The organism is Dyadobacter sp. CY343 (assembly GCF_021390335.1).
Lineage (GTDB): Bacteria > Bacteroidota > Bacteroidia > Cytophagales > Spirosomataceae > Dyadobacter.
In genome coordinates this window covers 17261-42673 of record NZ_JAJUXK010000009.1, presented here as the reverse complement: position 1 = coordinate 42673, position 25413 = coordinate 17261, and the positions used below count along the sequence as shown (strand labels likewise).

The 25413-nt window shown below is 44.5% G+C and carries 17 protein-coding genes; 12 read left to right on the top strand and 5 right to left on the bottom strand.

The window, feature by feature from the left end; all coding sequences use genetic code 11:
- Nucleotides 1-28 precede the first annotated feature (28 nt).
- Together LZG94_RS24025 and LZG94_RS24020 are read right to left on the bottom strand one after the other, a co-directional pair.
- The gene (locus tag LZG94_RS24025; RefSeq protein ID WP_233794208.1) at nucleotides 29-1507 is read right to left on the bottom strand and encodes a RagB/SusD family nutrient uptake outer membrane protein; all 1479 of its coding nucleotides are present in this window, start codon (nucleotides 1505-1507) and stop codon (nucleotides 29-31) included.
- A gap of 14 nt (nucleotides 1508-1521) precedes the next feature.
- Nucleotides 1522-4662, bottom strand: a complete 3141-nt coding sequence (locus LZG94_RS24020; protein ID WP_233794207.1) for a TonB-dependent receptor — start codon at nucleotides 4660-4662, stop codon at nucleotides 1522-1524.
- Nucleotides 4663-4856: 194 nt separating this feature from the next.
- On the opposite strand from LZG94_RS24020, the gene LZG94_RS24015 reads away from it, so the two are divergent.
- Nucleotides 4857-5150 carry a hypothetical protein gene (locus tag LZG94_RS24015; RefSeq protein WP_233794206.1) on the top strand — a complete coding sequence of 98 codons (294 nt, stop codon included), beginning with the start codon at nucleotides 4857-4859 and terminating at the stop codon, nucleotides 5148-5150.
- 19 nt (nucleotides 5151-5169) lie between these two features.
- Here the strand turns inward: LZG94_RS24015 and LZG94_RS24010 are convergent, their stop codons facing one another.
- Together LZG94_RS24010 and LZG94_RS24005 are read right to left on the bottom strand one after the other, a co-directional pair.
- Nucleotides 5170-6006 carry a DUF4249 domain-containing protein gene (locus LZG94_RS24010; protein WP_233794205.1) on the bottom strand — a complete coding sequence of 279 codons (837 nt, stop codon included), beginning with the start codon at nucleotides 6004-6006 and terminating at the stop codon, nucleotides 5170-5172.
- 4 nt (nucleotides 6007-6010) lie between these two features.
- Nucleotides 6011-8419 carry a TonB-dependent receptor gene (locus LZG94_RS24005; RefSeq protein WP_233794204.1) on the bottom strand — a complete coding sequence of 803 codons (2409 nt, stop codon included), beginning with the start codon at nucleotides 8417-8419 and terminating at the stop codon, nucleotides 6011-6013.
- A 343-nt stretch (nucleotides 8420-8762) separates the two neighbouring features.
- Here LZG94_RS24005 and LZG94_RS24000 point away from each other — a divergent pair, with 343 nt between their 5' ends.
- The 8 genes from LZG94_RS24000 (at nucleotide 8763) to LZG94_RS23965 (ending at nucleotide 22816) form a co-directional block, all read left to right on the top strand.
- The gene (locus tag LZG94_RS24000; protein ID WP_233794203.1) at nucleotides 8763-9371 is read left to right on the top strand and encodes an RNA polymerase sigma factor; all 609 of its coding nucleotides are present in this window, start codon (nucleotides 8763-8765) and stop codon (nucleotides 9369-9371) included.
- Nucleotides 9361-10758: a hypothetical protein gene (locus LZG94_RS23995; RefSeq protein WP_233794202.1), complete on the top strand. Its 1398-nt coding sequence runs from the start codon at nucleotides 9361-9363 to the stop codon at nucleotides 10756-10758. Before LZG94_RS24000 ends, LZG94_RS23995 begins: the two co-directional genes overlap by 11 nt.
- Nucleotides 10759-11142: 384 nt before the next feature.
- Nucleotides 11143-13881 carry a substrate-binding domain-containing protein gene (locus LZG94_RS23990; RefSeq protein WP_255700711.1) on the top strand — a complete coding sequence of 913 codons (2739 nt, stop codon included), beginning with the start codon at nucleotides 11143-11145 and terminating at the stop codon, nucleotides 13879-13881.
- A 267-nt stretch (nucleotides 13882-14148) separates the two neighbouring features.
- The gene (locus LZG94_RS23985; RefSeq protein ID WP_233794200.1) at nucleotides 14149-15471 is read left to right on the top strand and encodes a sugar porter family MFS transporter; all 1323 of its coding nucleotides are present in this window, start codon (nucleotides 14149-14151) and stop codon (nucleotides 15469-15471) included.
- A 13-nt stretch (nucleotides 15472-15484) separates the two neighbouring features.
- Nucleotides 15485-16384 (top strand): carbohydrate kinase, encoded by a 900-nt coding sequence (locus LZG94_RS23980; protein ID WP_233794199.1) that lies wholly within the window; start codon nucleotides 15485-15487, stop codon nucleotides 16382-16384.
- Entirely contained in the window at nucleotides 16377-19454 is a 3078-nt protein-coding gene (locus tag LZG94_RS23975) for a TonB-dependent receptor (RefSeq protein ID WP_233794198.1), read from the top strand. Before LZG94_RS23980 ends, LZG94_RS23975 begins: the two co-directional genes overlap by 8 nt.
- 11 nt (nucleotides 19455-19465) lie before the next feature.
- Nucleotides 19466-21184, top strand: coding sequence for a RagB/SusD family nutrient uptake outer membrane protein (locus LZG94_RS23970; protein WP_233794197.1), 1719 nt, complete (start codon nucleotides 19466-19468; stop codon nucleotides 21182-21184).
- Between the two features lie 129 nt (nucleotides 21185-21313).
- The gene (locus LZG94_RS23965) at nucleotides 21314-22816 is read left to right on the top strand and encodes a glycoside hydrolase family 32 protein (RefSeq protein ID WP_233794196.1); all 1503 of its coding nucleotides are present in this window, start codon (nucleotides 21314-21316) and stop codon (nucleotides 22814-22816) included.
- Between the two features lie 350 nt (nucleotides 22817-23166).
- On the opposite strand, the gene LZG94_RS23960 is transcribed toward LZG94_RS23965, so the two are convergent.
- The gene (locus LZG94_RS23960) at nucleotides 23167-23646 is read right to left on the bottom strand and encodes a hypothetical protein (RefSeq protein ID WP_233794195.1); all 480 of its coding nucleotides are present in this window, start codon (nucleotides 23644-23646) and stop codon (nucleotides 23167-23169) included.
- A gap of 319 nt (nucleotides 23647-23965) precedes the next feature.
- On the opposite strand from LZG94_RS23960, the gene LZG94_RS26615 reads away from it, so the two are divergent.
- The 3 genes from LZG94_RS26615 to LZG94_RS23950 all read left to right on the top strand — a co-directional run bounded on the left by LZG94_RS26615 (nucleotide 23966) and on the right by LZG94_RS23950 (nucleotide 25283).
- A complete protein-coding gene (locus LZG94_RS26615) occupies nucleotides 23966-24121 on the top strand; it encodes a DUF6965 family protein (protein ID WP_409013365.1) in 156 nt (51 codons plus the stop codon).
- 641 nt (nucleotides 24122-24762) lie between these two features.
- Nucleotides 24763-25116, top strand: coding sequence for a nuclear transport factor 2 family protein (locus LZG94_RS23955; protein WP_233794194.1), 354 nt, complete (start codon nucleotides 24763-24765; stop codon nucleotides 25114-25116).
- Complete coding sequence (locus LZG94_RS23950) at nucleotides 25113-25283, top strand: hypothetical protein (RefSeq protein ID WP_233794193.1); 171 nt, start codon at nucleotides 25113-25115, stop codon at nucleotides 25281-25283. The genes LZG94_RS23955 and LZG94_RS23950 overlap by 4 nt, the downstream gene beginning before the upstream one ends.
- Nucleotides 25284-25413 lie beyond the last annotated feature (130 nt).

Below are 25413 nucleotides of genomic sequence, written 5' to 3'. Positions count from 1 at the left end.
TTTCCAGTATTAAAATGAATGCTTGCTGTTAGTTATACCCCGGATTTTGCTTCACTTTCGGTTCGAGGCTTAATACCGTATTTGCGATCGGGAAGAGCAGCAGATGATCCTGTCCTTTTCTGGCTTGGAGATTTGGTACCAGGTCAAAAGCTTTTCCAAAACGGACGAGGTCCCACCATCTTTTCCCTTCGTATATCAGCTCAAAAAGTCTTTCCTTCAATATCGCATCATCGTTAGCCTGTTTCGTGCCTTTAACAAAAACGTGTTTGCTATAATTGGCACCGTAAGCCCGCTGGCGCACTTTATTAATCTCCTCGCTCGGGTCCTGGTCAAGTGCATTTTTGGCTTCTGCTTTCAGCAAAATCACGTCAGCGTAACGGTATAGCACGATATCGCTCAGGAAAAGCCTGGTTCCGCCGGTCAGCAAGCCGCGCCCTTTCATAGATAGAGTCGTGTAGAAGGTAGCCTTACCCGCGGCGTCGTAAGTGAAAATTTCGTGGAATGATCCTTTTTTTCGGGTATCGTCTTCGGTGAACTGGTTTCGTACCAGCGGCGTGATCACCAGCAGGCCCTGCCCGCCACCCACCGGCTGTATCATTGCCTTCGTCGCCGCGTCGATATTAGCGGGTACTGCACTGTCGATGATCCAATGCAGCCAGAATTGGTTATTGGCTGCGCCGTCCAGGTCCTGGTAACGTATCGTCATGATCGTTTCCTTGTTGCCTTTGTTCGCATACTCAAACAGATCCGCAAAATTGGGCAGCAGCGAAACGTCCGCTTTTTCCACTTCCGCAATTGCGGCCAGCGCCGTAGTAAAATCGGCTGCGCCTCCATTCATTCGCTTGCCTGTCCACAGAAATACGTCCGCTTTCAATGTATTGGCACCAGCTTTCGACCATTTAGAACGACCAGCCAGGAAATTATTATCAGGGAAAAGCGACAGCGCCATTTCAATATCACTTTTGATCAATGCAAATACCTCAGCCTGAGGCGCACGCTCTTTGATGGTAATTTCAGCGTTTGAACTTTCAGTAGGCTCAGTCCGGATGATCAGATCGCCCCAGGTTTTGGTCATCACGAAATAAGTATAAGCCCGCATTGCGTATGCCTGTGCTAGCACCATGTTTTTGGCAGCTTCCGATTTAAATGTGATACCGGGCGTGTACTTGATGAGCAGGTTAGCAGAATTGATGACAGTATAGAACCCGCTCCAGTCCGGATGATTGGGCTGGTCGCCGCTGATTTCGTTCAGGAAAAGGTCGTTCCTGCCGCTGCCGTATACGCCGCCTTCAAAAACCTCGCTGCGCTGCTCGCCCACGGTGTAAATAGCGCCCGAGATGTTCCGGAGGTTCACGTACATTCCGTTTAAGGCTCCTTCTGCATCGTTTTGTGTTTTCCAGAACGAAGTAGTTGTGATTACGCTGGTAGGGGCTACGTCCAGCACGTCGCAGGAAACGCCGCAGAAACATACCAGCAGGGTCAATGCAATTTGTTTAGTTTTTTTCATGATTCCCTTGATGATCAAAATGATAGATTAGCTCCGAAGATGAGATTTTTAGGCATTGCATACCGGCCGTCGTCCACGCCGCCCTCTTCGGGGTTCAGCCCCAGATATTTGGTGAAATAATGAATGTTGTTGGCAGTAACATTGAACCTCAATGCCGCAATTTTCAGCTTGTTTAATATTCTGGAAGGTATCGAATAGCTGAGCGTCACTTCCCGGATCGCCAGAAAATCGCCGGATTCCATATACATCGAATTTCCGGAAGTAGTCACACCATCGAACAAATTGCGCTGTACACGCTCGCCTCCCCAGTACGACCGCGGCGTGTCGGTAATGTCGCCCTGTTTTTTCCAGGAGCGGTCCACCATTCTTTGCGTCAGGTTTCCGTCCGAATACATATTCCCGTCGAGGAACATCCGGCCCCAGTTGAAAATGGTGTGACCCGTCGTGTAGTCCATACGCACGTACAGGTTCAAACCTTTGTAACTCAATGTATTCGATAAACCTCCTGTCCACAGCGGATAAGCATTGCCCATATACCTTTTGTCTCTGGAATCGATCGTGCCATTTTTATCAGCATCATAAAATTCCACATCACCGCCATACTGGGTTTTATCCGCGCCCACGATGTAGGAAGCAATAGGGCCGTTTTTTGCATCTTCATCGGTCGGGTAGATCCGCACCTGCTGCCTGTCAAACATTTCTCCTAACCGAACTCCCTCCTGCAACCCGCCTTTCCAGGCGTAATCCTGAATAGCATCGTCCCAGATCAATATACCCCCTACTCTATTATTCGGAATGCCATTATTTGGCAGTTTCAGCACTTTATTTTTTGTCTTTGAAGCATTGAAAGCAACGTTCCATTGCAAGGCAGAACTTGCCGGTAACACGCGCGCACCGAGTTCTATTTCAAAACCTTTGTTTTCCAATGTACCCAGGTTGGTCAGCACGCTCCCGAAACCGGTGGATTGCGGCAGCGGCAGACTGGTCAGCAGGTTGCTCGTCACGCGCCGGTAATAGTCGAGGATCATCGTAATGCGGTTGTCAAAGAATCCAAAGTCCGCACCTATGTCAAAGGTTTTAGATTGTTCCCATTTCAGCTCGCTGTTAGGAATAACTGTATTCTGGATCGCAGCTGCGCCGCCATATTTGCCACCCACACCGTACGCTCCCTGCGCCGTGAAGTCGCCGAGCCCGCTGATATTACCATTTACACCATAACTTCCCCTTAGTTTCAGCTGCGACACACCTCTTGAAATCCCCGCCCAGAAATCTTCCTTATGAATATTCCAGCCCAGCGATACTCCCGGAAATAATCCCCATTTGTAGTCGTCGCCGAGGTTAGAGGCACCGTCGTAGCGCATGTTCACAGTCAGCAGGTATTTGAGCCGGTAGTTATAATTGGCACTTCCAAAATACCCCAGGATCGTTTGCTTTGTTACGGTTCCACTCACAGCAGTCGCTTCGCCGGATGCATTCAGGGTCGGGATCAGATCTGTGGAAGCGCCCCGGCCCGTTGCGCTGATCCCGGAAGTGTCGCGGACAAAGTAGGAGAAACCCGCTTTTACGTCGAGATTATGGTCTTTGAATGTTTTGGTATAAGAAAACACACCTTCCGCTTGTGTCTGCCGCCACTTGGAAGCACTGGCGGACGAGATACGGGAGTCTACAAACGCAAGCGGACCGTTCCAGTAGCCGGGCTGAAACGAGCGAGCGTCCCTGGAAACATTGTACATGGAAATCTGCGGATCAAATGACAGGCCGGGCAGAATATCCCAGTGCGAGCCGAGTGTAAGTGTCAACTTCTCGTTTGCATTATCATAAACTCTGGTATTCATCTGGTACTCCGGGTTACCGATCCCATTGTTGGTTCCCGGCGCAAGTGTACCGTCTTCAAATTTGTATTTGGCCGTCGGTGCGAGGCCCGCATTCCGGTAAAATGTGACCGCCGTTGAACCGTAAGGCATATTGGACTTAGCCCGCGAATACATCACGCGGGAGAAAACGCTCAGGTTCTTTTTTACTTTGATATCCCCATTTAAACTAAAACTCAAACGGTTGTACTTGGTGGTAATAACCGTCCCATCGGCCGACATATACCCTACGCCCGCATTGAAAGTAGCTTTTTCGGTACCGCCGGAAATCGACAGGTTATGGTTATGCGACAACCCCGTCTGATAGTTAAGTGACTGAAAATCGGTGTCTTGAAATATCAGTGTCTTGGTAGGATCGGCCGGGTCGGGCATGCTTTGCCAGCCTTCTTTCAACTTATGCTCGTTAGCGGGAGTGAGGTACTGCGTGGTGAAGGCGGTATTGTTGGTTAGATCGTTGCCGGTTCCGTAACCCATCGGCAAAGTCAACCTGGAAGTATAGTCGCCGAATTTGGCAGCACTAAAAACACCTAACCTATTGACGGTCAAATAATCTCTCGCATTTGCCAGTTCAAATAATTTACCCGGCTTCGAAGTTGTGAGATCGTAGGAATAGGATATGCGCGTTTGCCCGGCCTTTCCATTTTTTGTCGTAATAATCACTACCCCGTTCGAGCCCCTGGCACCGTATATCGCGGTGGAAGCGGCATCTTTTAATACCTGCATGGATTCTATATCCTCGGAATTGATATCATTCATATCGGTGCGGATCACCCCGTCGATAATGTATAATGGACTAGCTCCGTTGGGATTATTAATGGAGGTCCCGCCACGCACGATCACGCGGGGCGCTGCGCCGGGCTGTCCCGAGGTACTCTGTACCCGCACCCCCGACACGGTCCCCTGCAAGGCCGAAGCCGCATTGGCGAAAGGCACATTTTCGAGCACTTTGGTATCCAGCTTGGAAATGGACGTAGTGAGCGTTTCCCGTGACTGCACCCCGTACCCAACTACCAAAACCTCCTGCAAAACAGCAACATCGGCTTTCAGCGTCACATTGATCTCCGAACTATTACCGATCGGTATTTCCTGACTTTGATATCCTATAAAGGAAAATATCAGCGTGGAGCCCGCTGTTGCGCTCACGGTGTAATTTCCTTCCGCATCGGTGCTGGCGCCGGTAGTCGTCCCTTTCACCTGGATATTCACACCAGGCAGCGCCTCGTTTTTTTCGTCAATAATTTTTCCGGAAACCCTTACCGCCGATTGAGAAAATGCAGCCGGCATACAAAAGCAAATCAATACAACAAATAACAAACAGGACTTCCGGTGAAAAAGATGTAGTAATATTCTCTTTTGCATAGCAATGGGCTTAGAAGGTTTGGCTTGATTTAACAAATCCAAAATTAAGTTCTGCTATTTCTTCGATCCTCTACTTTTGTTTGCTTTTATGATACTATTTTTCGACAAAAAATCCGGGCATGACTTATCTGGTTGTTCCTAGTGGGTTGAATTTGCGAACAATGCACGCTCCGCTTACAAAACAGCTTGACCTTGAATGTGCTGCTATCTGTCGCAGCGCCGCGGAAGTGATGAGCCCGGAAAGCGGATTTAGCGCGCATTATGCCGTGTTTGTGTATACGCTTGTCATAATTGCGCACAGGAATGTGAGCAACATGCGAAAAATGGGTATGGAGCATTGTGCCGTTAGTGCGCCGAAGCTTGCCGCTACTGCGCTCAGCTTTGTGAGCAAATGGCTACACCGGTGTAAATAAACCGGGTTTGGGATTCTTGCTACTTAATCGCATAGGATGTCGCATCAAATTCACCCAGCCTAAAATATCCCAATACTTCTTCGCTAGGATCATTGACATTAGTACAGTTTCCTTTTAACGGTACGGGGAGAGTTGGAAAAGGCCCGCCTTCCTCACTTCCGGATTGCTGAATCAATATGTTTAAATAGTCATAGTACCGTTGTGAAATACCATACACATTAATACCTACAGTTACTCCAGCAACATAGTTTTCATTATCGCTTTCAATATAATTTTCGTTACCATCTGAAAATTTATCGCTAATAACTGCAAGAGACGGCAATGGTAAATTAGACGGAGTAAATTCACCAAAATAATAATTTTTAACAGCTCCGGGGTCGTCAAAAAATACCTGAAGCACAATTTCTATATCACCATCAGAGCCTTCAATGGTTTGCTCAACCCGATTAATAACAGGTGCTGCAATTAAGGTTTCGGTTGCTGTGTAGGAGTTGCCTTTGTAAAAGATCTTTAAAGTGTACGATGCGTTTAATTCCGGAACAAAATCGGTTGCAGTGTAACTACCATTATTCTGGTCGGCAAACACAAATATTGACCCGTCGTTTTCCTTGGTTACTGTTGCCGAAGCACCCGTAACAGGTACATCCGGATTCTTATCAAAATAAGCAGTTGATTTTCTTAGATTGATGGTTTGTGTTTTTCCCGTCGTACCTTTTTGCCACTTAATAGACGCATCAACCACCAATCGTGCGCCGCCGTTTGGGACTTTAACATCTATGACATCGGTGCAAGAGTTTAAAAGTCCTATTAATAGAAGGAGTGCCCCTAATTTGCCGTATATATTTATGTTTTTCATTGTTTTAAAAATTAAAATTGTATGTTACTGATGGGACAATACCAAATATGGAAGTACGAGTTGCTTCAGATACACCTGTCTGGTGATTTTGACCAAAATAGATAGAGGCTGCATTACTTCGGTTATAAGCGTTGTATATGCCAAATACCCATTCTCCCTGCCATTTTCTATCTTTATTTTTTCGGGGTGTTAAGGTTGCAGACAGGTCTAGTCTGTGATAGGCTGGCAATCGGTCTGCATTCCTTTCGGAATAAGTCGCCACGGATAATCCGTTGTATATAAACTGTCCGTTAGGATAGGTAACAGGTCGGCCCGTCTGGAATACCATGTTAGCCCCAAATCGCCATTTTTCGTTGAGTTTGTAACTTCCGGTAAACTCAAAGTCGTGCGTTCTGTCCCAGTTAGAGTTATACCATTTCCCGTTGTTAATACCTGCTCCGCCAGCTGCCCCTCCGGGTGTGCGCTGTTGCGATTTTGACAACGTATACGCTACCCATCCTGTAAAATTGCCTTGGTTTTTCCGCAACAGAAATTCTAATCCATAAGCCCGGGCTTCACCAGTCAAAATTTCGGTTTCAATGGTGTTTTGTGCGATAAGTTCTGCGCCGTTAATATAATCTATCCTGTTGTCGATAGTTTTGTAATAGGCTTCGGTTTCGATCGAAAACATATTTTCTTTTAGATTTTTGAAATAGCCAAGAGCATATTGATCAGCAATTTGCGGCTTAATAAACTTTCCGCTAGGCGCCCAAACATCTAATGGCGTGGCTGATGAGGTATTGGAAATTAAATGCAGGTATTGAGCAACTCGGTTATAACTTGCTTTAAACGAAGACTTCTCGTTAAGCTGATAAGAAAGTGCAAACCGAGGTTCTAAATTATTGAATGTCGCCATGCTTTTTCCCTTATCGTAATTGGTAGTAGAAATGGGTTCGGCACGTTCATAAATGCCCAATTCTTCGTTGTAATTGACTGGCAAATTATTTTCGTAATTATTTAATGTCTGTTTCCCGAGTCGGTTAAAGTAACTAAGACGCAAGCCATATTCAGCGGTGAACTTTCCAGAAATCTTATGTTCTAAACTGGCATAAACCCCCGCTTCGAAAGCAAACTTATCGTCCAATTTCTCGGAATTAACACCCGACTCTGCATTTAAAGGATTGAGTCTGCCTGGATTGAAGTTGTAATAAATGCTACTTACTCCAAAGTCAAATTTTAATTTATCGCTTGCATAATATCCAAAGTCATAGCGCATATTATAATTGCTGATATCTGAGGTCCAATCAATTCCTTCAATAGGAATTTCCAGGTTGTAATTATATCGACTGTATATCAGGGATGCATTGGAGAATAACTTGTTATTGAAAATATGATTCCATCGCAAGTTTCCCGAGAGGTTTCCGTATGAATTAGTGAAAATTCCTGCCAGGTTAAAGTCATCATTACCGAGATAGCCAGAAAGATAAAGTTTGTTCTTCTCGTTAATTTCGTAATTGGTTTTCAGATTCAAATCGTAGAATCCGGCTCTGCTGCTTTCCTTGGCCAACGCTAAAAATATATTTACATACGAAGCTCGACCAGCAATCAGAAACGAACCTTTGTCCTTAAACATGGGCCCTTCCGCCGCCAAACGACTGGAAAACGCACCAATACCGCCCGTGAGTTCGAACTCTTTACTGTTTCCGTCCTTTTGACGTATATCCAATACCGAAGAAGCCCGACCTCCAAACCGTGCAGGGATGCCTCCCTTGTAAAGTTTAACATCCTTAATAGCATCAGCATTAAATACTGAGAAGAAACCAAACAAATGGGAAGCGTTGTAAATGATTGCTTCATCCAAAAGAATCAGGTTTTGGTCTTCCGCACCGCCACGTACATTGAAGCCCGATGCGCCTTCACCGGCATTGGTAACACCTGGCAGCAATTGAATGGACTTGATCAAATCTACCTCGCCCAAAACGACAGGAATCTGTTTGATATCCTTACTTGAGAGTCTTGTCACACTCATTTGCGGCGTCGCAATGTCTATTTGCTTTGCTTCTTCCGCTGTGATAACTACTTCATCTAGCTGGGCGTTATCGCCTTTGAGCTCAATGTTGAGCTTTTGATTTGATTTAAGGTCTATCGCCCTTTCAAAAGTTGTAAATCCTAAATAGGAAATCGCTAAGGTATAATTACCTTCCGGTGCTGTAATAGAATAAAAACCGTATTCATTGGTTACGCTTCCAACAGAAGTCCCTTTTAAAATGACAGTTGCTCCCAAGAGTGTTTCGCCGTTGCCAACATCCTTAACTACACCACTTATGGTATATTTTGTTTGTGCAAATAGGAATACCGGGCACAACATCAGCACCGCAACTAAGGCCTGCCATTTTCTTAACCTAAGGGGTTTTAATTGACTCGTTTTTTTCATAAGATTTTCAAATAGGTTATTTATTTGTTGTTTAAAATTTCATCTTACCTCACAAGCAATCGCCGTCTCGAGATACGAGATGATTCACGATTTGTAGTTCCCCTGGAAAAGAAGGTAATGCACAAGCAAACGATAAGCGCTATACGTTTACTTAGATTCTAGTTGTCGTTAATGAAAGGCTTGGCTTCGACAGCACAACTGTTTTCAAAAGCCATTACGGGTTGTCCGAAAAGAAAGTGGGGTGAATGCTAAAAATATTTCCCTCTTAAAAAAATATAGAATCACACCCCACCTTTGCATGTTACCTTCCGTAATGACAAGATGATGTCTAATCTAATTACCATTGCTATTTAGAAGGAAAGCGCTCTTTGATGAAAAGGATCTGTCAAGCATTTTGAATGCCTGTAAGGGTGGCAATGCTCAGGCACAACGATGTCTGATCCGACAATTTGCAGGATATGCCAAAAGCATTGCGCTTAGGTATGCAGCAACCTTTGAGGAAGCAGAAGAGATTGTCAATGACTGCTTTTTAAAAGTGTTTAATAATTTACATAGCTATGACAAAGCTCAACCTTTTAAAGCCTGGTTTCGAACAATTGCTATTAATACGGCGATTGACTATTACCGTAGGAACCTTAAATGGCAGGGGCAGCTTAGTCTGGATGATCTGGAAATTGCGGACTGGAGTGATGACATTTTAAGCGAAATATCTGCCCAGGAAATATTGATAATGGTTCAACGCCTTCCACCGGCTTATAGAATGGTTTTCACTCTGTTTGTAATTGACGGATATTCACATAAAGAAATAGCCAATATGCTAGGTATCCAGGAAGGAACATCAAAATCTAACCTGAGGGATGCCAGACGAAAGCTGCAAACAATGATAAAACTAAACTTTCCGCATTTGTATCAACTTTATAACTGGCCTACTAAGGGATTTAATGAAAACTGAGCAATTTGACGACGAATTCCGGAAAAAGTTATTGGGTCTGGATCCAAGCGATGAAGAAGTCGATCGGATATATAATTATGTCTCTTCGAATGGTAATATTACACCCCATTTATCATGGACTAAAATCCTGATTTATGGATTGGTCGCTTCGTTGTTGGTCGGCTCTCTAGCCTTCAATTACGTTCAAAATCTAACCAATAAAGAACTCTTGTCCTCTTTGGATTCTTTAAAAAGTAGAATCAATTCTATTGAACTAAATTCTACTCAAAAAACAAGTCTACGTGTCGACACCGTATACATTGACCGATATATTGAAAAAACCATTGCAGCTGAAAATCATCAGGAGTTGCTTTATACCAGGCAGAGTACTCAGAACGAAATTCAGCAGCCGATTAATAATCCGCTTACGGATGAATCAGTAAAGAATCCAAACCTCAGACCAGCGGATTTATCTGGCATTGCACCGAATCAAACGGCTGATACGGTTGCGAAATCCATTGCTCAGAGTAATGCTTCCGGCGCAGAATTAAATACCAGCAGATCAGATGATACCAATGTTGAGAAAAGATTTTCCGAAATAACTGGTAACGACAATAATCCGACAAACAAGGCAGTGTACACAAGTAAAGACGATTTTCCCAAAGCTGGTAAGACAATAATAAATAGCCGTATTGGCAACATTCATCTTTTATTTACGGGGTTAAAACTACCACTTTTAAAGACGCCTGAGAAATTATCTGCTGCTAGCAAAGACAAACCCAAATATTATTCAGAATCATTGAAGTCGGTTCTTAAAAAGATGGATTATTATGTGGGTGGAAGTCTTGAAGCAGGTAGCAGACTGGTCGCAGGCTCAATTCTTGGAGAGCTGCGGATCACTCCCAAATGGAGTTTTCAAACCGGCGCTCGCTGGAAAGAGATCACCGGCGACAATTATGACACTGCCGAGCAGTTTGGTCAACAAACCGGCCAGGATTTCAGGGCTCTGTATGCTCCCTTCGTAGCTCAAAATGTTGATTTGTTAAATATTGAACAAAATTATCAGCTCGTTCAGATTCCCTTAACCATTGCATATCATTACAAAATACATCCGAATTGGGCCCTGCGTTTCGGAATAGGAACTGATCTTACAGTTTACTCCCTAAAAGACATCCATTTCAATTATAAGAAAGACAGTCAATCCTTTGATAAAGGAGAATACAACGCAAAATTAGCAATAAAGCCAATTAATGATATTACAATAAACCTGGGTCTGGAGCGTCGCTCGAACAAGTTCCTGTTTAGGTTAAGCCCTTACGTTAGTCCTCAATTACGTAAAACAGAATTTTCCAACAAAGATATTTTGTGGGGTGCAAGGGTGCAGGTTTTGTATAAATTCAATAGATGACTTCTAACAACGTCGGCAGTTGTCTCAAAAAACAATGTCTAAAAGCTCCCCCATATGATATTGCTCACTATCAACAAGTTAGCTCATAGATTTTCTGCAAATCATCAGGCAACCGGTTCGACATTTGTTCCGTTGCGGGTACGAAAGCCCTTCAACGCGAGTTGAGGGGCTTTTTTGCGTTCAGAGGATTTCACAACCGCACTTTCCCAAGTATTTAGAACATTGCTGGTTCGACACCGGTTTAGTTAACACACCCAATTTCAGGTCACTTTCCGACAAAAAATCAAGCTCATAGAGGCTTAGTCTTGTTAAAAGCTGTTATGAAGACCCATTTTTGTAATACATTTATAATGAGCAAAACGCTGATTTAATTGCAATAAAAAATTGAAATACTTTAACCTTTTTATTCTGTTTTGTTTAATTGTAACTGCCTGTTCTAGGAAAGAGTCCAAGCAGTATACGATTGGCTTTTCGCAATGCACGGGCAGTGATAACTGGCGTAAAACCATGCAGGAGAGCATGTACCGTGAGCTTTCTTTTAATCCGGAGATTAACTTTGTGATGAAGGATGCGGGCGGACAGAGCCAAAAGCAGATCACGCAGATTGAAGAACTGCTTAAACAAGATATTGACCTGCTGATTGTATCCCCGAATGAAGCCGAGCCTATCACGCCCGTTGTAGAGAAAGCCTATCAAAGCGGAATTCCGGTTATCATCCTGGATCGCCGCACTAATTCTGATCAGTATACTGCCTATGTTGGTGCTGACAATGTGGAAGTCGGGCAGATTGCCGGAGCTTATACGAATACACTTCTGAAAGGGAAGGGAAAGGTGATCGAGATCAGTGAAAAGCCTGGCTCATCAGCGGATATTGATCGCCATAAGGGTTTTATGGAAACGGTCAGCCGCTTTCCAGGCATTAGATTGACAGCAAAATTGGATGGAGACTGGGACAAATATTCTTTCGAAGCTCCCCTCACCAAACTGCTGCAAACGCATACCGACATTGACGTTATTTTCTGCCAGAATGATCGCCGCGCGCTCACGGCTTTTAAGGTTTGTAAGAATCTGGGTCTTGAAAAAAAGATCCGTTTAATTGGCGTTGACGGACTAACCGGGCCAAATGGCGGCATTGATCTGGTTGACAGAGACATTCTGAATGCAACCATTCTTTATCCGACAGGCGGTGAAGAAGCCATACGAACCGCGATTTCAATCCTGCGAAAACAGCCTTTCAAAAGGGAAAACCGGTTGCAAATCACCATGATCGATTCGACCAATGTCAGGATCATGAAATTGCAGAGCGAAAAACTGGTTGCCCAGCAGCAGGACATTGAGCGGCGACAGGAAAAAATTGAGGAGCAGCGCGCGATCTCTGAAAACCAGAGCATTGTCATTTACACCGTTTCCATTACACTTGCCCTGGCACTTATTTTCGGAGCCATTTCCTTTTATTCTTTACGCGAAAACCGGAAGATTAACAAGCGGCTGGAAGTGCAGAATCATGAAATATCAGATCAGAAAAACCAGATTGAACAACTTGCGCAAAGCGCCGAGATTGAAAATGAGGCTAAGCTTAAATTTTTCACCAACATTTCGCACGAGTTCCGTACACCGCTGACATTGATTTTAGCACCGGTTGAAGATGTCTTAGCCAGCGAAAAAATCCGTGATCCTTTGATCAAACAGGAACTTTCGCTGATTCGCAAAAACACATTAAGGTTGCTTCGGCTGGTAAGCCAGCTGATGGATTTCAGGAAACTGGGAAGTCACCGAATGCAAGTACGTGCAGGAGAGCACAATCTGGTAGCATTTATAAAAGACATTATGGTTGCCTTTGAACGCATTGCAACCAAACGGAAGATCGATTTTCAACTGATCGCTTCTGATCCTGAGCTGATGGTTTGGTTCGATGCCACAATGCTGGATAAGGTGATTTTTAATTTGCTTTCCAATGCCTTTAAGTTCACGCCGGATAAGGGAAGGGTTTATTTGTATATCAAAACCATCTCTGATGATCAGGTGCAAATTACCGTTGAAGACAACGGAATAGGCATGACGGAATCCGAAGTTGCCCATGTTTTTGAAGTATTTTATCAGGCCGAAAGCGGTTATAAGGCGCTGGGAACCGGACTAGGGCTAGCGCTTTCCAAAGAGCTGATCTCGCTTCACAAAGGCACAATTTCTGTTCGCAGCCAGCCTAATAAGGAAACAGCATTTACCATTGAACTGCCGCTGAGTAACAAACATTTTCAGGAAGATGAATTACAAACCGGGCATGCGGAAGATTTTTCTATGGTCCAAAACTTCGAAATTCAGGAAGAAGATCCGGCTTCAAATAATGTTTCTGCCAAAGAGGTTTCAGTTCATGAACAATCCGTCCTGCTTATTGAAGACAACAATGATCTAGTGAGGCTTTTGGAACAAAAACTGAATGTCAATTACCAGATACTGGTGGCCAATGATGGTGAAGAGGGGTTGAGAGTGGCATTTGAGCACATTCCCGATCTGATCGTCTGCGACGTAACACTACCCAAAAAAGATGGGTTGGGCGTGAGCGCGATACTCAAAGCAGATTTCAGGACTTCACACATTCCGGTGATTTTGCTTACCGCCAGAACCACCATCGAACAGCAGATTGAAGGCATTCAAACGGGCGTGGATGCTTACATTACCAAGCCGTTCAATCTGCTATATGTTCAGGAAAGTATTAAGACTTTGCTGAAAAACCGGTCGGTGCTTCGGGAACATTATACCAGTGAGTTACCCATTGAAACCTCGTCTGGCACGAATCCGAACAAGTTGGACAAGAAATTTATCACCCAATTCACTGCATATATTGAGGAGCGTTACGATAATTCAGAGCTCAGCGTGGAAGACATCGGCAGGGACCTCGGCATGTCGCGGGTGCAGCTTTACAGAAAAGTGAAAGCGCTGCTGGGCATGAGCGTGAATGAATACATTCAGCAGGTAAGGCTCAACAAAGCCAAGTTCCTGCTGCGCCGCGACGATCTGACCATTGCCGACATAGCCTATAAAGTGGGCTTCTCCTCTCCTACCTACTTCTCCACGGCCTTCAAGGGAAAATATAACCAAACTCCGATGGAATATAAGAAATCATAAGCAGCCGGCTATTTGTTCAAGATTTTCAACCAATCGTCCAATTCGTTTACCACTGAATTCATAAGAAATGATACAATTTTGAAACAAGATGTATCAAAATTGAAAGGCTACGGATGTATCAAATTTTAAATCGCAAGTTAATTCACTGATTATCATCATTATAACCTTCTAAAATACCACTGTATCAAAGTTTAACTTTATTGAGATATTATTTAGTTATTCCGGGCAGCAAGTGTCGGTAGTTTTGACAAAAAATCAGAACTACCAATGAAAAACAGTAAGGTATTAGTTTGGTCGATCGTCGTTGCGCTTGGCGGGTTTCTTTTCGGATTTGATACGGCCGTGATCTCGGGGGCGGAAAAAGCCATTCAGCATTTATGGGATCTGTCCGCGGTCGAGCACGGGTTCACGGTTTCCATCGCATTGATAGGAACTGTTCTCGGCGCTATGTTAGGCGGCATTCCGGCAGACAAGCTCGGCAGAAAAACCACCTTATTCTGGATCGCTGTTTTATACCTTGTTTCCTCGCTCGGGTCTGCGCTTGCCACCGATTGGTATGTTTTCATTTTCTTCCGGTTCCTCGGCGGGTTGGGTGTAGGCGCTTCTTCCGTAGCTGCCCCGATGTACATTTCCGAAATTTCTCCTGCCAAATCCCGTGGGAAAATGGTGGGGCTATTCCAGTTCAATGTCGTTTTCGGAATTCTCATTGCCTACTTCTCCAATTACTTCATGCAGGATATGGGCGACGATGCGTGGCGCTGGATGCTGGGCGTGCAGGCTTTGCCATCTCTGATTTTCTTGCTCGCAATTCTTTACGTTCCTGAAAGTCCACGCTGGCTGATCATGAAAAAAGGTGACGTGGCGCAGGCAAAAGAAATTCTGAACATTATCGATCCCCAAACCAGCGAAGAAACATTGTTTGCGATCATGAACGCAAACGAAGAAACAAAAGACAAACCGTCCGCCAGGCTGTTTTCTGCCAAATACAAAACACCCGTAATGCTTGCCATTTTGTTCGCGGTTTTCAACCAGGTTTCGGGCATCAATGCCATTATTTATTACAGTCCGCGCATTTTTGAAATGACGGGATTGGGAGCCAAAGCCGCTTTTTTATCTTCGGCGGGAATCGGTTTCGTCAACTTTGCCTTTACACTTTTAGCGATCAACTTTATCGATCGTTTCGGCAGACGCACATTGATGGCGATTGGCTCGGTGGGCGTCATTATCACGCTTGGATTGGTTGCCAGGGCGTTTTTTATTCAGGATTTTACGGGCGTTCCGGTTTTCCTGTTCGTTTACATTGCCTTTTTTGCCTTCTCACAAGGCGCGGTCATCTGGGTTTTCATATCTGAAATTTTTCCCAATGAAGTGCGGGCAAACGGTCAGGCGCTGGGAAGCTTTACCCACTGGTTTATGGCGGCCGTGATCGCCTTTTCTTTCCCTATTATTTCCGAATATCTGGGCGGCGGAATTACATTTTCCTTCTTTGCCATCATGATGATTTTGCAGCTCATTTTCGTGTGGCGCATTATGCCGGAAACCAAGGGAACTTCGCTGGAAAGAACCGATAAAACAATGATTCTACATTAATATCTCCACTTATATGACACCAACAATAACCGTTTTCGGAGAAATGCTATGGGATATGCTGCCATCTGGCAAGCAACCCGGCGGTGCGCCCATGAATGTGGCCATTCACCTGAAAAACTTCGGCATGAACCCGGCCTTCATCAGCCGCGTCGGCGACGACGATCTGGGCGTTGAACTCATGGATTACCTTAACAACCAGGATTTTAACACAGATTTTATTCAAACCGGCATAACGCATCTTACCGGCATCGTAAAGGTTAACCTGACGGACAAAACAGAAGTAACTTACAAAATTGTGCAGCCCGTTGCTTGGGATTACATTATGACGACGCCTGAAAACAAGCAATTGGTTAAGGACTCAGATGTGTTTGTCTACGGCACGCTTTCCGTACGCAGCCAGCAGTCGCGCAACACGCTTTTTGAATTGCTGAAAGATGCAAAACTGAAAGTGTTTGACGTCAACATTCGTCCTCCTCATCTGGACAGATCAACCACAGAATATCTGCTGGAACAGGCTGATATTGTAAAAGTTAACGAGCACGAGCTTAACACAGTTTGCACGTGGTTTGGCATCCAGCCAGACGTCGAAACGCAGATGAAATTCCTCTACGAACGCTTCAACCTGAAACTGGTATGCGTAACGCTTGGTGCCGATGGCGCGGTTGTTCTTTCCAATGACGGATTTCACTATCAGGGCGGATATGTCGTGGAAGTGCAGGACACCATTGGCAGCGGCGATTCCTTTCTGGCCATGTTTCTTAAAGAATATATTTCGGGCTCTTCCATTCCCTCAGCCCTTGAAAAAGCCTGCGCAGTTGGTGCGCTGGTTGCCTCCTATTCTGGTGCTACACCTGTTATTGCCGAAAAAGAAATTGCTGATTTTTTAACAAATAATCAAACGAATCATGTTTAAACGACTACCGCTTCTGGCTTTTGCCATACTCTGTTGGGTGCAACTTGCGGCTGCTCAATCCAACATTACCGGAACCGTGAAAGACGGCGCCGGTGTCACACTTCCGGGCGTAAGTATCCTGGAAAAGGGTACAACCAATGGCACATTATCCGATGCCGATGGAAAGTACAGCATTAGCATTAATAGCGGTGCAACGCTGGTATTTTCTTATGTTGGCATGGTGCCAAGTGAAGTGGTTCCAGGCACCAACAGTGTCATGGATGTGACGCTGGAATACGATTCAAAAAGCCTGAACGAAGTGGTTGTTACCGGCTATCAGTCTGAGCGAAAGAAAGATATCACAGGTGCGGTGAGCGTGGTGAGCATTAAAGACATTAAGGACAGCCAGGTGGGTAACCCCGCAAAAGCATTGCAGGGAAGAGTGCCGGGTGTGTTAATCACCACGGATGGAGCGCCCGGCGGAGGCGCTACGGTAAGAATCCGGGGAGGAAGTACATTGGGCAATAATGATCCCCTTTACATCATCGATGGCATTCCTACCAAAAGAGGATTGAATGAAATCAATCCGGCCGACGTCGAATCCATTCAAGTTTTGAAAGACGCTTCGTCTGCGACCATTTATGGTTCACGGGCTGCCAATGGCGTTGTGATTGTGACGACAAAAAAAGCAAAAAACGGACAATCGCGGTTGAATGTTAACATTTCCACTTCAATTCAGGATTATGCTTCTAAATTAAAAACACTGAATGCAGACGGCCGGGGCCGGGCTTATTGGCAAGCGGCAGTGAATGACAAAGCAGATCCGAACGCCAATCAGATTTATCAATATGATTGGAATAACGACTTCAACAGTCCGGCATTGAATCAGATAAAATATCCAGAATTTATTGACGCAGCAAAAACAATGAAGCCCGCAAACACTTATTGGTATGACGAGATTTCACAAAAGTCCATTATCCAATCGTACGACATGTCTATTTCCAATGGTTCTGAAAAAGGAAATACCATGTTTTCACTGGGCTATTACGACAATAAGGGAATTGTAAAATCGACGCACAATAAAAAATACACTGCAAGGCTGAACACGGATTTCTCGCTCTTTAAATCAAAACTGAAAATCGGCGAAAATCTGTCTGCTACTTACATCCAGGATGTGCAGTCTCCTACTGCGGATATTTTGTTTGCTTCACTGGTGTCACAGCCCGTTGTGCCGGTTTACACCGTGGATGGCGGCTGGGGCGGCCCTGCCTCAGGAATGACTGACCGACAAAATCCTGTCAGGCTCATCGAGGACAACAGACAGAACAAAGGCAACTTCTACCGACTCTTCGGTAATGTATTTGCAGACCTGGAAATTATCCCAAAACTGCATCTGAAAACCAGCTATGGAATTGATTACAGCGGTGGTTACAAAAGGCTGCTTCGGAAATCGTACACCTCAGGTTTCTTGTCTGATCCAACCAATCAGGTTTCCAACTTCCAGGAGTATTCGGGAAATTCGATCTGGCAAAACACATTAAACTATGACATTCAAACCGGTAAGCACCAAATTGGAATCCTTGTTGGACAGGAAAGTATCCGATATATCGCCCAGGAATTTTCGGCAAGCAGAAGAGGCCTGGCATTGGAGAATATCAATTATTCCTATTTGAATGCTGGAAGCAACAACATTAATAACGGCGGCAGCGGCAGTGCGAATTCACTTTTCTCCTATTTCGCGAAGGTCAACTACACTTATGCAGACAAATTCCTGGCATCGGCAACCGTACGCCGCGATGGTTCGTCGCGCTTCGGAAAGGACAACCGCTTTGGAACATTCCCTGCATTCTCATTGGGTTACCGTTTGAGCGAGGAAGCATTCATTAAAGATATTCCTTTCATTTCTGATTTAAAACTAAGATATGGCTGGGGTCGCTCTGGTAACCAGGAAATTCCGAACAATGCTACGCAATCTTTATACTCAGCCATTTACGGCAGCGATCCGACGTGGGACTTTGATAATGGCAGTGCTTATGACATTGGCGGCAACGGCACGGGCCAGCTTCCGTCAGGATTTACATTAATCCAACAAGGCAATGACGCGCTGAGATGGGAATCTCTGGCAGAATCGAATTTTGGTGTGGATTTTGGTTTCTTAAACAACACTTTGACTGGTTCAGTTGATTATTTCCAGAGAAAAACTTCTGACATCCTGATCAGCCCGGCATATCTGGCTGTGATCGGCGACGGTGGAAACCGGTTTACAAACGGCGCTTCGATGAAAAACAGTGGCTTCGAAGCATTGCTTTCCTATGACACAAAAATTGGCAACGACCTAAGAATCAACCTGACAGGAAACTTCTCCCTGTATCGCAACAAGATTACTTATCTACCAAAAGAAGTGATTGCATCCTATCCGGGAAATGGAACGGATAAGACCATACTAGGCCGCCCGGCAAATTCTTTCTTTGGATACGTAGCCGACGGAATATTCCAGAATCAGGGCGAAGTAGACAATGCTGCAACCCAGCCGGGAAAAGGCGTGGGACGAATCAGATATGCAGATTTGAACAGCGATGGCACCATTGACGCGCAGGACAGGGATTTTATCGGAAACAGCACGCCTAAATATATGTATGGCTTCAATACATCCGTCAGCTGGAAAAATTTCGACCTGAGCTTTTTCTTCCAGGGAATCAATGTAAAGGTTCAAAACGAATTTAAAACCTACACCGATTTCTCGTCACTCTGGACGGGTACCAACTGGGGTGAAAGAACTTTGGACGCATGGACGCCGCAAAACACAGATTCTGATATCCCTGCATTGACATTGGTAGACAGAAATAACGAAGGCCGCTTCTCGACTTACTTCATTGAAAACGGTTCCTACCTGAAACTGAGAAACGCACAGATCGGGTTCAATTTCAAAAGTTTGAATAACCTGAAAATTCAAAGCGCGCGATTGTATCTGCAAGGGAGTAACCTATTTACAATCAAAAGCAAAGCTTTCACAGGTCCTGACCCGGAGATTCCAAACTTCGCTTTCCCCATACCCGTCATAGGAACAATTGGACTGAATGTCACTTTCTAAATTTTGAAATCATGATCACTAAAAAATTAATATACGCCCTGACATTGCTCATGTTGCTTTTCACGGGCTGCGACGATGCGCTGGTAGAACCGGCACAAGGGGTCATTTCGGGTGACGATTTAAACACGCCTGAAAATGTGGACAAAATGGTTATAGCAGCCTACTCCGCGCTAGGAAACGATCATTACACCTCCCCTTTTTCCAGTATGTGGGCGTATGGGAGCATTCGCGGAGGCGATATGTACAAAGGCGGCGATGGCCCGGGTGATTTGTCCGAATTCCATTTGTTCGAAACATTTTCGCTGAACCGGGTTGATAATGCATTGATCGACCAGGTATGGTTCAGATTGTACGTCGGTATCAGCCGGACTAATGATGCATTGAGAAGGGTGAGCGCAATGTCCGACGCGGAATATCCGGAAAAAGCAGCTCGTATGGGTGAACTGAATTTCCTGAGAGGGCATTTCTACTTTTTGCTGAAAATCCTGTTCAAATATGTTCCATACATTGACGAAACCATTGCCAAAACCGACTATCCGACCATTTCAAATGATAAGCTTTCCAATGATGAACTATGGTCAAAAATAGAAGCGGATTTCCGAAGTGCTGCTGAGAATTTACCCGACAACCAAAGTGACAAAGGCCGGGCCAACAAGATTTCAGCAAAAGCCTATCTGGCAAAAACCCTTTTGTACAAGGCTTACGAACAAAACGAAACCAATGCCGTAGTAACCATAAACAAAGCCTTGCTAACAGAAGTAAATGCGCTTTGTGATGAGGTGATCAACTCCGGAAAGTATAACCTGAGTGCTGATTTTGCTGACAACTTTTTAACAGCAACCGAAAACGGTCCGGAGTCCGTTTTTGCAATCCAATATTCAAAAAATGACGGTACGCCGCTCGGCAGGCTTGATTACGGGCATGCGCTCAATTATACGATGAACCAGGAATACGGCTGCTGCGGTTTCCACGTTCCAAGCCATGACCTGATCAATTCATTCAAAACAAGTGCTGACGGACTGCCTCTGTTTCAAAACTACGCTGCTAATGACGTGGCAGCATCGCTCGATTTCCAGACCAGCTCTTTCGATCCGCGGCTGGACCACACCGTGGCAAGACCCAATGCTCCGTTTAAATATGGGAAAAGCTATGTATTCCAAAAATCCTGGGCCCGTGCTCCGGCGGTTTACGGCGCTTTCGCGAGCATTAAAGAAGTAGTTTTGCCGACGGACCCTTCGTTTCAAAAAGTGCCGCCTTTTATGTCCAGCGCCAAAAACTGGCAGATTATCCGGTTCGCCGATGTATTACTTTGGAAAGCAGAAGCATTGATAGAACTGGGTAGACAAGACGAAGCACTTCCTTTGATCAACAGGATCCGTGCCCGCGCAGCGGCAAGTACCGGTTTGCTGGTACAAGCAGACGGCAAACCAACTGCTAATTTTAAAATTCAACCTTACGTTAAAAGTTCGGATTGGACACAGAACTATGCAAGAATGGCACTTCGCTGGGAAAGACGACTTGAATTCGCTGGTGAAGGTTATCATTTCTTCGACCTCGTTCGCTGGGGCGCTGCGGCTGAAACCATTAATGCCTATTTCCAGATTGAGAAAACAAGGGCAACGCATTTGGGAGATGCCCGATTTACAGCAGGCCGGGATGAATATCTGCCTATACCATTGAACCAAATCAATTTCAGCAGCGGCTTGTATAAGCAGAATGTGGGATGGTGATTGGCTTTTAGCTGTTAGCTGTTGGCTGTTGGCTGTTGGCTTTTTGAACCTTTAACCTGAGAAAATTAACCTGTTAAACTTTAACGCATTAACCCTTTGGCTAAAAGCCAACAGCTCAAAACTAACTATATGAAAAAAATAATCATTGTATTACTCCTCATTTGCGCTATAACCGGCTCGAGCGCCATGGCTCAGGCGTTCAAAGAAAAATACCGTCCGCAATTCCACTTTACACCCAAAGCCAACTGGATGAATGATCCGAATGGGATGGTGTTTCACAATGGGATTTACCATTTGTTTTATCAATATTATCCGGATGATAAAATCTGGGGCCCGATGCACTGGGGACATGCGACAAGTAAGGATATGATCGCCTGGAAAGAGCAGCCGATTGCTTTGTATCCGGATAGTCTGGGTTACATCTTTTCGGGAAGCGCTGTTGTCGATAAAAATAATACGGCTGGATTCGGTAAAGACGCATTGGTCGCTATTTTCACGCATCACGATCCAGTTCAGGAAAAGCAAAAAACGGGCAAACACGAAACGCAGAGCATTGCATACAGCCTGGACGACGGTAAAACGTGGACGAAATACAAAGGAAATCCTGTGCTTCAAAATCCGGGCATAACCGATTTCCGTGATCCGAAAGTGCGGTGGTTTGAGCCTCAGAAAAAATGGGTGATGACGTTGGCAACCAAAGATCGCATTACGTTTTATTCATCTCCTGATTTGAAATCCTGGACGCGTGAAAGTGAATTCGGTGCGAATGAAGGCGGCCACGGCGGCGTTTGGGAATGCCCTGATCTTTTCCCGATCAAACATGAAGGAAAAGATATTTGGGTGCTGATCGTAAACATTAACCCGGGCGGTCCAAATAAGGGCTCGGCAGGACAATATTTCCTGGGAGATTTTGACGGAAAAACATTCACTTCCAATTCCAAAGAAACCAAATGGCTGGATTTTGGAACGGATAATTACGCGGCTGTAACATTTGCAAACACAGGCAACCGCAACATTCTGATGGGGTGGATGAGCAACTGGCAATATGCCAATCAGGTTCCGACAGATCCTTGGAGAAGCGCCAATACAATTGCCCGGGAATTGGGTCTGAAAACAGTCGGTAAAGAAACTTACCTGACGTCGGTTCCTGTCAAAGAACTGGATGTTTTGAACACCACAACATTCTCGATGAAGAATGTAAAAGTGAAAGATCAGCTGGATCTGACGGAAACAGCAAAGAACAAAACCGGACTTTTCCGCCTGGATCTAACGACCAAGAACACAGCAGATTTCTCCATTGTGCTGGCCAATGAAGCGGGTAACGAACTGGTAGTTGGTTATGACAAAGCCAAAAATCAATTCTACATTGACCGTTCGAAATCCGGTGCAATTGATTTTGAAAAGGGTTTTGGAGAAAAGCACATTGCACCAAGGTTTGCAACGGGAAGTGACATTCCACTCACATTGATTGCAGACGTAGCATCCGTGGAGCTTTTTGCAGACAACGGACTTACAGTAATGACGGATATTTTCTTTCCGGAAACCCCGATGTCTAAACTGTCTATCAAATCCGTTTCTGGCATTACTGTTGATAATTTAAAATACACGGTTTTGAAACCTTCGGTAGAATAATCCGATAACCCAATGAACTGCTGTTGATTGCATGCGATTGCCATTGACTAGTGCCTACGCAAGCGTTAAGGATGCAATAGTCTGCAAATCATAGAGCAACCCGTTCGACATTTGTTCGGTTGCGGGTACAGTTAAGGGGCATAATGGATTGTATTACAATCCATTATGCCCTTTTTTTATTTGGTCGTTACGCATACTCGATTCGAAAATGACAGATATCGAGTTGGATAAGCTCATAACAAACAAAGGTGTAGGTTACATTGTAGGATAAACCAGCGCTCGTCTTCATCAAGAGTACCATATAGCAAAGCCGGGGAACATCGCCACGGCTATTAGGTTGCTGATTGATACTATTGTTGGATCGGCGTAACTTTTCCCGCTACTGTCCAAACGACATCACCGTAGATGATTCGTCCATCGGCTAGGATAGCATAGGCGCGCTGGTAAACGTCTGTGCGTAATGGATAGTTACCTCCTTGGTCGAAAGACTTCTCCCCTTCACCAAAAGCATCTGGGAACACATGTGATGGAAATTGCGCATCTACCGTTGGCGTCTTGTTCGGGTTGGGAGTTTCGCCAGAACGGTAAGTTGTGAAAACAATTCCATATTTTGAAACAGGCACATTGCCTACATTTTCTACTACCAATCGGTAACGATTGGTGTACATACTTTCAAATGGTGGTGGGTTCTCTCTGGTTTGAGTAATTGGAAGAGTTTTTAGAACCGGCAAGACCTCAGGAACGGTGTGATCTTCACAAGAAAAGCTGAGAAGCAGAACAGCACAAAACAGAAAGGCACTTTTGATGATTGGACGGGTAAATTTTTTCATAAAGTATAAATTTTGTTTGGCCAAATGTAACCTTTAAGCACATGACAGCAAACGGGCTACATGAATTTTTTGCAATTTTTTAACGATCTGTTAACATTTCCACAAAACAAAAGATGCCCTAGTTAAAGCCCCTGATTTGTTGCATTGACGAAAAGTAAATTCAACTAAATCGACCTTCTCTGCTATCTGACTGATAAAATTCTTGACCTTTTTCAGTGGGTCATCTTGTAACTTTGAGCAACCAACGATTAACATTTATGACAACAAGCGAGCTGGTTGACTATTTTGCGGAGCGGGAATTACCCGAAGGCCCAATTAAATAAACAAATACACGACCGTTGAAAGTCTCGCAAAGTTTATCGCCTCAGAATTGAACATGTTGAAGGTGAGCCCAGACTACAAAGGGTCAGATAGTTGCCGGCTTCGCTTGATTGAATTGAAGGAGTGGTTAGAGAACGGACGAGTTACCCACTAAACCCGAGAACGCACGATACGGGCAACTACAGTCCTAGATCGACAATACCAATGCTATTCTAAATTTAATTTTAATTGGGCGCTGAGGTGCGGAAAAATATACTTTTGTTTTCGTGCATCTAAGAAGCTTACGAGAGTGGCCACTCATGGTACCGGGGCAACCACTCAGTCTAAACCCAAATCAGATGCGTGGAGGGGTGGGTGCTATTGCATTATTTGCAGTGCGTGTTGGGGGTCTGTGTAGGAGAAAGTATGCTTTTTGAAAAATCGCGATCAGACGAAATATTGAAATCAGAGGGTTTAGCAAAAAAACCAGTTTGATTTTTGCAATTTCGTCGTTACTAACTTGTAACGCATGAAAATTGATTTCAAAAATTGGTTTCCCGAAACTAAATCTTAGCACCCCATTTTTTTTGTGATAGTTGCCGGGGGCATTGTCCTCTTTTATAAAGTTCGGCAAGTATATCTCGATGAATTAGAAACCCTCCCAAACACGACAGATGAATTTGGTACTTATGGTGATTACATGGGAGGGCTTTTAAATCCTATTTACGGATTTTTAAGTCTAATTATGCTACTTGATTTTTTGGAAACACTGCCGATATAAAAGTGCAGTAACCCGTTTTACATAAACTTTATTCAATGATGAATTCAGATAATAAGGCCACATTATTAGCAGCAAATGCTGCTGTGGCAGAAGGAGATAATGAAGGATTTCTATCTTTTTGCACCGAAGATTTAATGTATGAATTTGTCGGTGATCAGACATTGCAGGGAAAGGCTGCGGTCCGGGAATATATGAAATCAGCATATGTGGAACCGCCAGAGTTTGATGTCGAACATTTGATTGCCGAAGGTGATTTCCTGACCGCAATTGGAAAGATCAGCATGAAAGATGAAAGTGGAAAAAAAGTTGATTACTCCTATTGCGATGTCTGGCGTTTTCGGGATGGCAAGATGGCTGAACTAAAAGCATTCGTCATCGAAATATCGTGAAGCTCACGATTTACTCGACCTCCACAGAAGAGTTTATCAATAACTGTTTTGACCTGTTTCAGGAATTCGTGGCAAAGCACGAAATGAAACAGGCTGTTACGCTGCTCCAAGTCGTTGCCCTGAACGACACATTGAATATTGAGCTGAATGCTACCGTTGCAAGATAGCAGGCTTAATGCGGATCCCAGCACATTCACTCACCGTCAAGCTGTTTTAAAAGTTTCTCATGGCAAAAACAATAGACATTCAATATAAATACATTAAAACAGCTCTAATATCGTAGGGAATTCATCTGGA

Excerpts from the sequence above, each read along its gene's own strand:
- LZG94_RS24025 (WP_233794208.1), bottom strand. The coding sequence starts at position 1,507 with ATGAAAAAAACTAAACAAATTGCATTGACCCTGCTGGTATGTTTCTGC.
- LZG94_RS24020 (WP_233794207.1), bottom strand. The coding sequence starts at position 4,662 with ATGCCGGCTGCATTTTCTCAATCGGCGGTAAGGGTTTCCGGAAAAATT.
- LZG94_RS24015 (WP_233794206.1), top strand. The coding sequence starts at position 4,857 with ATGACTTATCTGGTTGTTCCTAGTGGGTTGAATTTGCGAACAATGCAC.
- LZG94_RS24010 (WP_233794205.1), bottom strand. The coding sequence starts at position 6,006 with ATGAAAAACATAAATATATACGGCAAATTAGGGGCACTCCTTCTATTA.
- LZG94_RS24005 (WP_233794204.1), bottom strand. The coding sequence starts at position 8,419 with ATGAAAAAAACGAGTCAATTAAAACCCCTTAGGTTAAGAAAATGGCAG.
- LZG94_RS23995 (WP_233794202.1), top strand. The coding sequence starts at position 9,361 with ATGAAAACTGAGCAATTTGACGACGAATTCCGGAAAAAGTTATTGGGT.
- LZG94_RS23985 (WP_233794200.1), top strand. The coding sequence starts at position 14,149 with ATGAAAAACAGTAAGGTATTAGTTTGGTCGATCGTCGTTGCGCTTGGC.
- LZG94_RS23980 (WP_233794199.1), top strand. The coding sequence starts at position 15,485 with ATGACACCAACAATAACCGTTTTCGGAGAAATGCTATGGGATATGCTG.
- LZG94_RS23975 (WP_233794198.1), top strand. The coding sequence starts at position 16,377 with ATGTTTAAACGACTACCGCTTCTGGCTTTTGCCATACTCTGTTGGGTG.
- LZG94_RS23970 (WP_233794197.1), top strand. The coding sequence starts at position 19,466 with ATGATCACTAAAAAATTAATATACGCCCTGACATTGCTCATGTTGCTT.
- LZG94_RS23965 (WP_233794196.1), top strand. The coding sequence starts at position 21,314 with ATGAAAAAAATAATCATTGTATTACTCCTCATTTGCGCTATAACCGGC.
- LZG94_RS23960 (WP_233794195.1), bottom strand. The coding sequence starts at position 23,646 with ATGAAAAAATTTACCCGTCCAATCATCAAAAGTGCCTTTCTGTTTTGT.
- LZG94_RS23955 (WP_233794194.1), top strand. The coding sequence starts at position 24,763 with ATGATGAATTCAGATAATAAGGCCACATTATTAGCAGCAAATGCTGCT.